The organism is Streptococcus australis (assembly GCF_019930045.1).
Lineage (GTDB): Bacteria > Bacillota > Bacilli > Lactobacillales > Streptococcaceae > Streptococcus > Streptococcus australis_D.
On record NZ_JAHZQQ010000061.1, the window covers coordinates 1 to 9,093 of the forward strand.

General features: G+C 36.3%; 8 protein-coding genes and 1 pseudogene. All 9 read left to right on the plus strand.

What is annotated here, in order from left to right; genetic code table 11:
- Positions 1 to 114: 114 nt before the first annotated feature.
- The 9 genes and pseudogenes from K1J10_RS09360 to celB all read left to right on the plus strand — a co-directional run bounded on the left by K1J10_RS09360 (position 115) and on the right by celB (position 8,936).
- Positions 115 to 2,001 (plus strand): beta-glucoside-specific PTS transporter subunit IIABC, encoded by a 1,887-nt coding sequence (locus K1J10_RS09360; RefSeq protein WP_398577101.1) that lies wholly within the window; start codon positions 115 to 117, stop codon positions 1,999 to 2,001.
- Positions 2,000 to 2,068, plus strand: a pseudogene (gene rpsI / locus K1J10_RS10805) (30S ribosomal protein S9); the annotation flags it as partial. The gene K1J10_RS09360 and the pseudogene rpsI, both read left to right, overlap by 2 nt.
- A gap of 275 nt (positions 2,069 to 2,343) precedes the next feature.
- Positions 2,344 to 3,780, plus strand: coding sequence for a 6-phospho-beta-glucosidase (locus tag K1J10_RS09370; protein ID WP_223357059.1), 1,437 nt, complete (start codon positions 2,344 to 2,346; stop codon positions 3,778 to 3,780).
- 54 nt (positions 3,781 to 3,834) lie between these two features.
- Positions 3,835 to 4,074: a SemiSWEET transporter gene (locus tag K1J10_RS09375; RefSeq protein WP_117744116.1), complete on the plus strand. Its 240-nt coding sequence runs from the start codon at positions 3,835 to 3,837 to the stop codon at positions 4,072 to 4,074.
- Between the two features lie 130 nt (positions 4,075 to 4,204).
- Complete coding sequence (locus K1J10_RS09380; RefSeq protein ID WP_195324883.1) at positions 4,205 to 4,519, plus strand: PTS cellobiose transporter subunit IIB; 315 nt, start codon at positions 4,205 to 4,207, stop codon at positions 4,517 to 4,519.
- Between the two features lie 150 nt (positions 4,520 to 4,669).
- The gene (locus tag K1J10_RS09385; protein WP_195324881.1) at positions 4,670 to 6,646 is read left to right on the plus strand and encodes a BglG family transcription antiterminator; all 1,977 of its coding nucleotides are present in this window, start codon (positions 4,670 to 4,672) and stop codon (positions 6,644 to 6,646) included.
- 9 nt (positions 6,647 to 6,655) lie between these two features.
- Positions 6,656 to 6,970, plus strand: coding sequence for a PTS cellobiose transporter subunit IIA (locus K1J10_RS09390; RefSeq protein ID WP_117744119.1), 315 nt, complete (start codon positions 6,656 to 6,658; stop codon positions 6,968 to 6,970).
- A 28-nt stretch (positions 6,971 to 6,998) separates the two neighbouring features.
- Positions 6,999 to 7,505, plus strand: coding sequence for a hypothetical protein (locus K1J10_RS09395; protein ID WP_195324879.1), 507 nt, complete (start codon positions 6,999 to 7,001; stop codon positions 7,503 to 7,505).
- A gap of 84 nt (positions 7,506 to 7,589) precedes the next feature.
- Complete coding sequence (gene celB / locus K1J10_RS09400) at positions 7,590 to 8,936, plus strand: PTS cellobiose transporter subunit IIC (protein WP_223357061.1); 1,347 nt, start codon at positions 7,590 to 7,592, stop codon at positions 8,934 to 8,936.
- Positions 8,937 to 9,093 lie beyond the last annotated feature (157 nt).

Below are 9,093 nucleotides of genomic sequence, written 5' to 3' on the forward strand. Positions count from 1 at the left end.
TTAGCTTACAGAACTGCTTGTGAAGCTCTAGAGGATGAGTTCAAGTAAATGTTGCACTTATTCTTGCAATTTATCTTTAAGAAAAATGACCGAGAAAAAATTGGAGGATCCCTTATGGCTAAATATACAGAATTAGCTCAAGATATTCTTGATCACGTCGGTGGACGTGATAATGTAACTAGTGTTAAACACTGTGTCACTCGTTTACGCTTCTCTCTTAAGGACGAGAGTAAAGCAGATACAGACTATCTTATGGAACGAGATGGTGTTGTGACAATTGTTCAGGCAGGTGGCCAATATCAGGTTGTTATTGGCAATCATGTTCCTGATGTTTATACAGAAGTACTAGCTGTTGGTGGTCTACAGGGGGCTGGCACTGTAGATGCTGATGAAGGGGATGGAATGAAGAAAAATCCACTAGATGCCTTCATTGATATTGTATCAAGTATTTTCCAACCTTTCCTTGGTCCCTTGGCTGCGGCAGGGATTATTAAAGGTGTCGTTGCAATTTTAACAGCCTTTTTAGGATGGAATGCAACCAATAACGGAGTTGCTTTAGTTCTTACTGCTGCTGGTGAAGGTTTCTTCCAGTTCTTACCAATGATGATTGCTGTGAATGCGGCTCGTAAGTTTAAAATGAATGACTTTACAGCTTTAGCGATTGCAGCAGCTCTGGTCTATCCAAATTTGGAAGCGAGTGTTACTGCATTGGGAAAAGCGGGGGCGGCCAATTTCTTCGGGCTTCCTTTGAGCATGCCAACTGGTGGCTATTTATCAACAGTCATTCCTGCAATTTTAGCCGTTTGGGTTGCGTCTCACATTGAAAAGTTCATGAGAAAAGTAACTCCAGACACAGTGAAACTTTTCGTCGTTCCATTTGTAACCTTAGTTGTGTCGGTTCCTCTCACTTTCCTTTTGGTTGGTCCAATCGCGAGTGGAGCATCTAACCTTCTGGGTTCTTTCTTGACAGCAGTTCACGGTTTTAATCCTGTTGTTTATGGACTTCTACTAGGTGTTCTTTGGCAAGTCATGGTTATGTTTGGTTTGCACTGGGGATTGGTACCTTTAGTTATCCTTGAATTAACCCAAAAGGGAGCAGGAGTGATTTTAGGAGCTGCAATCCTACCATGTTTCACTCAAACAGGTGTCTTAGCAGCTATCTATCTTAAGACCAAAGAAGAAAAAGTTAAGGCCATCACCATGCCAGCACTTATCTCTTCAATCTTTGGAGTAACTGAACCTGCGATCTACGGGGTAACCCTTCCTATGCGGACTCCATTTATCATTAGCTGTATTGTATCTGGTATCGTTGGTGCATTTGTAGGCTTCTTTAACATGACAATGTATTCTTTTGGAGCTTTGGGAATTTTCGTTTATCCTTCACTGGTGAGTCCGGATGGAAACTTTAAGAATATGTTTGTTGCTTTTATTGGCACAGTGCTTGCGATTGTCTTATCATTTGCCATCCAAATGTTTATCCCAATCCCTACTCTTTATGCTAAAAAAGAGAGTAAAGCAGTCGTTGAAGAAGGAGAAAAGGCATCAGTAAAAGAGCAAGTCGTTTCTAGCCCAATCACAGGTAAAGTTGTTCCGCTTTCAGAAACTCCAGATGCCGTCTTTGCAAGTGGTGCGATGGGGCAAGGCGTCGCTATCGAGCCTTCTGTCGGTGAAGTGGTAGCTCCAGCAGACGGAACCATTCGCTTGCTCTTCCCTACAAACCATGCGATCGGTTTAGCAACAGATGATGGAGCTGAACTGCTCATCCACGTAGGAATGGATACCGTGGAGTTGGATGGTAAAGGATTTACAGCTCACGTTGTCCAAGGTTCAAAAGTGAAAAAAGGCCAATTGCTTCTCACCTTTGATATCGAAGCGATTAAAGAGGCAGGCTACTCAGTGGTAACACCAGTCATTGTTACCAACTCGGCTGACTATGAAGCAGTAGAAACACTGGCAAGTGGTCAAATTGACTTAGGTCAAAAGCTCCTTGAAATTCGTTAGAATGCAAGAGTGTAAGAAACCAGGCTTGAAAAAGGCCCGTAAAGCATCACAATTTAGTAAACGTTAAAATCCACTTACGTCTATTCAAAGCATTTCGTATATTAGATTCGAAATGCTTTTCCTATTTTTATATTTAATGATTTGAAACATATAGTATATCAGTGACTTTATTTGTACATTTATAAATGTACAAATAAGTGCTAATCATTGATTATTAGTTTCTGATTTACGTAATAGTTGCTTAGAATAGTCTTTTTTTCCGTTATATTATGGAAAAAGAGTACATTTTCATTGTTTATTGTAAAGCTTATAATAAAAGTATCAAAGCCAGGAGGAAAAAAGATGACTACTTTTAAAAATGGATTTTTATGGGGCGGTGCTGTTGCAGCTCATCAACTTGAAGGAGGATGGCAAGAAGGTGGCAAGGGAATCAGTGTTGCTGATGTGATGACAGCTGGTCGCCATGGAGTTGCTCGTGAAATTACCCCAGGTGTTTTGGAAGGCAAATATTATCCAAACCATGAAGCAATAGATTTTTATCATCGTTATAAAGGAGATATAGCACTTTTTGCTGAAATGGGATTTAAATGTTTCCGAACTTCGATTGCCTGGACACGTATTTTCCCAAAAGGTGATGAGTTAGAGCCTAATGAAGAAGGTTTGCAATTTTATGATGATCTTTTTGATGAGTGCTTGAAGCATGGAATTGAGCCTGTAATTACTTTATCTCATTTTGAGATGCCTTATCATTTGGTTACGGAATATGGTGGGTGGAAAAATCGGAAATTGATTGATTTCTTTGTTCGTTTTGCGGAAGTTGTATTCAAGCGTTATAAGGATAAAGTTAAATATTGGATGACTTTTAATGAAATCAACAATCAAGCCAATTACCAGGAAGATTTTGCACCATTTACTAACTCAGGCATTGTATATGAGGAGGGTGATAATCGAGAAGCTATCATGTATCAAGCAGCACACTATGAATTAGTAGCTTCTGCTAAAGCAGTAAAAATAGGTCATGAAATCAATCCAGATTTTCAAATTGGTTGTATGATTGCGATGTGTCCTATTTATCCTGCAACTTGTAATCCTAAAGATGTTTTAATGGCTATGAAGGCTATGCAAAAACGTTATTACTTTGCTGATGTACACGTTTTTGGTAAATATCCTGAACACATTCTCAAGTATTGGCAACGTAAAGGAATTTCAGTTGATTTTACAGATCAAGATAAAGAGGATTTACTTGAAGGAACAGTAGACTATATTGGATTTAGCTACTATATGTCTTTTGCTATCGATTCTCATCGTGAGAATAACCCTTATTTCGATTATCTTGAAACAGAAGATTTGGTTAAAAATAATTATGTTCAGGCATCTGAGTGGGAGTGGCAAATTGACCCAGAGGGATTACGTTATGCATTAAACTGGTTTACTGATCACTATCATTTACCACTCTTCATTGTTGAAAATGGTTTTGGTGCCATAGACCAAGTTGAAGTAGATGGCATGGTTCATGATGATTATCGAATTGATTACCTAGGTGCCCATATTCGTGAAATGAAAAAAGCTGTAGTTGAAGATGGCGTTGATTTAATGGGCTATACACCTTGGGGCTGTATTGACTTGGTTTCAGCTGGTACCGGTGAGATGAGGAAACGTTACGGATTTATCTATGTGGATAAAGATGATGATGGACAGGGAAGTTATGAACGCTCACCGAAAAAATCATTTAATTGGTATAAAGAAGTTATTGCATCTAACGGTGCAACGGTAGAATAAAACGAAGAAGCTGGGAATGAGCCCAGCTTCTTTAATAAACATAGGAGAATAAATATGATTGGTAGCATTGCAGCAATTTTAACAACATTTGCTTTTTTGCCGCAAGTTGTACGTGTAGTAAAAACAAAAGATACCGAATCAATTGCCTTAGGCATGTATATTATGCAGGTTATTGGCATTGCTTTATGGCTTGCTCATGGGCTTCATATTGGTGACTTACCTTTAATTTTGGCTAATAGTATTTCGTTTTTGCTATCTGGTACTATTTTGCTATATAAAGTGAAGTATAAATAGTTTTTTTCCGTATCGATTAGGAAAAAACAAGAATGGTTATTGTAAGCGTTTTTATTTATAATAGAATTATAGATAACAAACTACTCAATCAAATATATAGATGATTGGAATTGAAATAAGGAGAAATGTTATGGCAAAAGCTTTAATTATTTGTGCGGCAGGAATGTCTTCATCACTTATGGCGAAGAAAACAACGGAATTTCTTAAAGGTAAAGGTCAAGATATTGAGGTAGATGCTGTTAGTGCTACCGAGGGAGGAAAAGCTATTGCAACGGGAGGCTTTGATTTATATCTAGTTAGCCCTCAAACTAAAATGTATTTTAAGCAATTTGAAGAAGCAGGTCACAAAGTAGGGAAACCGGTAGTACAAATACCTCCTCAAGCATATATTCCAATTCCAATGGGAATTGAAAAAATGGCTAATTTAATTCTTGAAAATATCTAGTTTTAAAATAGATTTAATATCTCCACATTAATGCGAGACAATTAATAAGAATTTAAATTTGATTTCGTATTTGAAACTTATGCTTATTGTATATCATTTAGGTGTGGATATATCCTATAAGAGAAGGTAAAACATGAGTTTTAGGAGGGCATGATTGTGTCAAACTCTAAAGAGAAAAGCATCCTTCAATTCTTGCTAAAGCATAAGGAGCGTTTTGTTACAAGTAAGGAACTTGCAGAGCACATATCCTGTTCAGATAGAACTGTTCGTAATACCCTCAAGTTAATTGATCAGACAATGAATATTCAGGGTGTTAAGCTGATTTCAAAGCAAGGACAAGGATTCCAATTATTTTTTGAGAATCAAGAGGCATATCAAGAATTTCGGTTAACTTATGAACTGAGTGAAGTTTATTCAACAACCTCCATTTCAAAAGGTGATGATCGTTTAGCTTTTATATTAAACAAATTGCTCTTTGAACAAGTCCCGGTTCTTTTTGATGATTTAGCTGATGAACTTTATGTTAGTCGCTCAACTTTATCTCATGATTTTAAAAAAATACGAAGAATGTTATCTGAGTATGATTTATCGATTGAGAGTAGAGCTAATAAGGGAGTATATGTTTCAGGGGAAGAAAGAGATAAACGATGCTTCATTATGGACTATTTTTTGGGTAATCAATTTTTTAAAACATTACACTATCATGTTCAATCTAACTTTTTTGATCAAACACTATCATTAGAAGAAATAGCTAGAATTGTTTTAGAAGAGTGTCAAGATGCAAAACTCAAGTTATCAGATTTTGTTTTACAAAATTTGGTTGTTCATATAGCACTAGCAATGGTGCGCATCAAATCTGGATTTGAGATAAAAAATTTATCTTGCCAGATGTCTAATAATGACACGGAAAGAAAAGTTGCTAAGAAAATACTCGCAAGGATAAGTGAGGTTTCAAATCAAGAATTTCCAGTTCAAGAAGTAGATTATATTACTTTGCATTTATTGGCTAAAAGCCAACTATCTCAAGAAACTCAAACGAAAATTTCTAAAGAGGAAATGAAAAGGTCTTTAGTCCAGACTTTTCAGGCTTTAGGCTTAGATGACATATATCATTTCTCTTCGGATTTTCAACTTTTTGAGGGATTGATAACACATCTAATGACTTTACAAATTCGTTTGGATAGTCGAATTACTCTCAATAATCCTTTGGTAGATGAGGTTAAAAAGAATTATAGTGATATATTCTTTATGACTAAAGAAATCCTTGAGAATATGGAAACATTCTCTCAGGTGTCTATATCAGATGATGAAATAGCATATGTGAGTCTTCACTTTTTAGCTGCTATAGAGCGTCGGAAAGAAAATGATAAATTTTCTGTTCTTGCTATCTGTGCATCGGGATTCGGCGCTGCTCAAATGCTTAGAAATCGTTTGGAAACAGAATTTGGTAATCGACTTGAAGTTGTTGACGTAATAGGATATTACGAGTTGAATCAAGAAAAAATCCAAGGCATTGACTTTATTGTATCCGCTGTAGATTTATCAAATCTTTATTTTCAGGTGCCGGTTTTTACGGTTAGCGTCTTCCTTAAAAATGATGAAATTGCTCAAATTCGAGAGGCGATGGATCAGATGCAGGTATCGAGTCATACGAAAAGCTCGCAGATTAACAGGAGCGCTTCAGATTTTAAACAGTATTTTAGTAAAGATAATTTTCTAATATGCTTCAATCAAGATAAGAATAGTTTACTTTCAAATATGGCTGATGGTTTATCTGAAGGTGAATCGTATAATTTTAAAGAATCTTTACTACACGGTATTCAACAACGTGAGGAGTTAAGTTCGGTAGTTTTCTCTGAAAAGATTGCAGTTCCACATCCGATCCAGGCTTTAGGAACAGATGTAAAGATAGCGGTTGCTATTTGTAAAGATCCCTTGCTTTGGGACGATCAAAACTCAAATGTTCAACTCGTTTTTCTCTTATCGCCATCAATATATGGTAATGAAGGATTGACGGATGTGACTAAAAGGATTGTTTCGCTAACAGAGAAGGATGACTTGCAAAATCAATTAATAGCTTGCAATAATTTTGAAGATTTTATTAATATATTTGAGAATATAACATAGGAGGTTCGTATGAATCAAGAAGAACTACAGGTCGCGGCATTTGAAATTATTCTTCATTCGGGAAATGCAAGATCAGAAATACATGAAGCATTTGCTAAGATGAGGGAAGGTAGTTTCGATGAAGCAGAGAATCAATTAAATAAATCAAATGAAATAATTCTTGAAGCTCATCATGCACAAACCAAACTACTACAAGAATATGCAAGTGGCGTAGAAATTAAAATTGAAATTATCATGGTACATGCTCAAGACCATTTAATGACAACGATGACTTTGTTAGAAGTAGCAAAGGAAATGTTAGTTCTTTATAGGAAAGTTGGCTAAATAGGTATATTTACACAAGGAGGTAAAAATGGATAAAAAAGAACGACAAGAAATTGAACGACAACGTCGGGAGACTGCTTTGAAAAATACTTTTTTCAATCGATTTCTTCTTTTACGTTATTCAATCGCACTCTTCTTTTTTGGCAATATTTATTGGCTTTTAATCCAATTTATTAGACCTTCTCTTGTCATGATTTTCCCTATTATACTCGTCGTATTTTCTATCTTAGCTACTGTTGAGCAGTTTCGATTATATGGGAAACGGAGTGTGCAATTGGGAATAACACAAATGTTTGTTCGTTTACAAGCAGTTATTTCAACGGGATTACTTGTTCTAACTTGGACAAGTTGGTTCACATATCTTTTTCCAATTTTCGAAAATAATCAAGTAGCACGTGTTTTTGTCTTTATAGTTCTTTTATTGGGGCTGGTTATCAGCTTATTAGACATTAGAAGAATTCAAGATATATACCAACAAAAAGATAAGGCTTATCAACGATTTATTCAGTTGGAAAAGAGCTCACTAAACTTATAACCTTTTGGTTAGAATCGATATGCTTTGAATTATTCTTTTTTGAAAAGGTAAATAATTATTATGTTTAATTAAGGAGGTCTGTTTATGGATCAGCAAAATGGATTGTTTGGTTTCCTTGAAAATCACGTCATGGGACCAATGGGTAAACTTGCTCAGTTTAAAGTTGTACGTGCTATTACCGCAGCCGGTATGGCAGCTGTACCTTTTACTATTGTAGGGTCAATGTTTTTGGTCTTTAGTATTTTGCCACAAGCTTTCTCATTCTGGCCAATTGTAGCAGATATTTTCTCTGCTTCATTTGATAAATTTACGTCACTATATATGGTTGCAAACTTTGCAACTATGGGCTCATTATCACTTTACTTTGTACTTTCATTAGCATATGAGTTGACTAAAATCTATGCAGAAGAAGAAGAGTTAAATATGAATCCTCTTAATGGTGCTCTTCTTGCATTAATGGCATTTATCATGACAGTTCCACAAATCATTTTTGATGGAGGTATGATGAAGGCTGTGACAAGCCTCGAAGAGGGTGCCGTAGTTGCTGATGGTTGGGCAATGGGAAATGGTGTTACTCGTTTTGGTACTACAGGTATTTTCACGGCGATCATCATGGCTATTGTCACAGTTCTCATTTATCGCATGTGTGTTAAACGGAATTGGGTCATTAAAATGCCTGAAGCTGTTCCAGAAGGCGTTTCTCGTGGGTTTACTGCTCTAATTCCAGGCTTTGTAGTTGCATTTGTTGTTATTTTCATCAATGGCTTACTTGTAGCTATGGGGACAGATATTTTTAAAGTTATTGCTATTCCATTTGGTTTTGTTGCGAATCTAACTAACTCATGGATTGGGCTAATGATTATTTATCTATTAACTCAACTTCTTTGGATTGTAGGTATTCACGGTGCAAATATTATCTTTGCTTTTGTAAATCCGATCGCACTTGCTAACATGGCAGAAAATGCTGCTGGAGGGAACTTTGCTGTAGCTGGAGAGTTTTCTAACATGTTTGTTATTGCTGGTGGATCAGGTGCAACTCTGGGTCTATGTCTATATATTGCATTTGCTGCTAAGTCAGAACAACTTAAAGCGATTGGACGTGCCTCTATTGTTCCAGCGTTATTCAATATTAATGAACCTTTGATTTTTGGTTTACCAATTATCTATAATCCAGCCTTGGCCATTCCGTTTATCTTAGCGCCAATGGTTACTGCAACTATTTACTATTTTGCTAACGCTCTGCAATTAATTAATCCGGTAATCGCTCAAGTTCCTTGGCCAACTCCAGTGGGGATAGGTGCTTTCTTAGGAACAGCGGATGTTCGAGCAGTTTTGGTTGCACTACTTTGTGCAGTTGCAGCGTTCTTAGTTTATTTCCCATTCATCCGAGTTTATGATCAAAAATTGGTGAAAGAAGAACAAGAAGCATAATAAATTAAGAATTTCCAAATTATTAACGTACTCCAAGAAATTCATATAAGATAAAATTGAATTAGTAGAGAAAAATTTTCATTCCCCAATTGTCAAGTCAAGTGCAACAAAGTCATTCCTCTGATTAAGCGAGTGTTCTTCCAGCTGTTTGAGCTAG

What these genes read in the sequence shown, in the direction of transcription:
- K1J10_RS09375 (WP_117744116.1), top strand. Translation starts at nt 3,835, where the DNA reads ATGATTGGTAGCATTGCAGCAATTTTAACAACATTTGCTTTTTTGCCG.
- K1J10_RS09370 (WP_223357059.1), top strand. Translation starts at nt 2,344, where the DNA reads ATGACTACTTTTAAAAATGGATTTTTATGGGGCGGTGCTGTTGCAGCT.
- celB (WP_223357061.1), top strand. Translation starts at nt 7,590, where the DNA reads ATGGATCAGCAAAATGGATTGTTTGGTTTCCTTGAAAATCACGTCATG.
- K1J10_RS09395 (WP_195324879.1), top strand. Translation starts at nt 6,999, where the DNA reads ATGGATAAAAAAGAACGACAAGAAATTGAACGACAACGTCGGGAGACT.
- K1J10_RS09380 (WP_195324883.1), top strand. Translation starts at nt 4,205, where the DNA reads ATGGCAAAAGCTTTAATTATTTGTGCGGCAGGAATGTCTTCATCACTT.
- K1J10_RS09390 (WP_117744119.1), top strand. Translation starts at nt 6,656, where the DNA reads ATGAATCAAGAAGAACTACAGGTCGCGGCATTTGAAATTATTCTTCAT.
- K1J10_RS09385 (WP_195324881.1), top strand. Translation starts at nt 4,670, where the DNA reads ATGATTGTGTCAAACTCTAAAGAGAAAAGCATCCTTCAATTCTTGCTA.
- K1J10_RS09360 (WP_398577101.1), top strand. Translation starts at nt 115, where the DNA reads ATGGCTAAATATACAGAATTAGCTCAAGATATTCTTGATCACGTCGGT.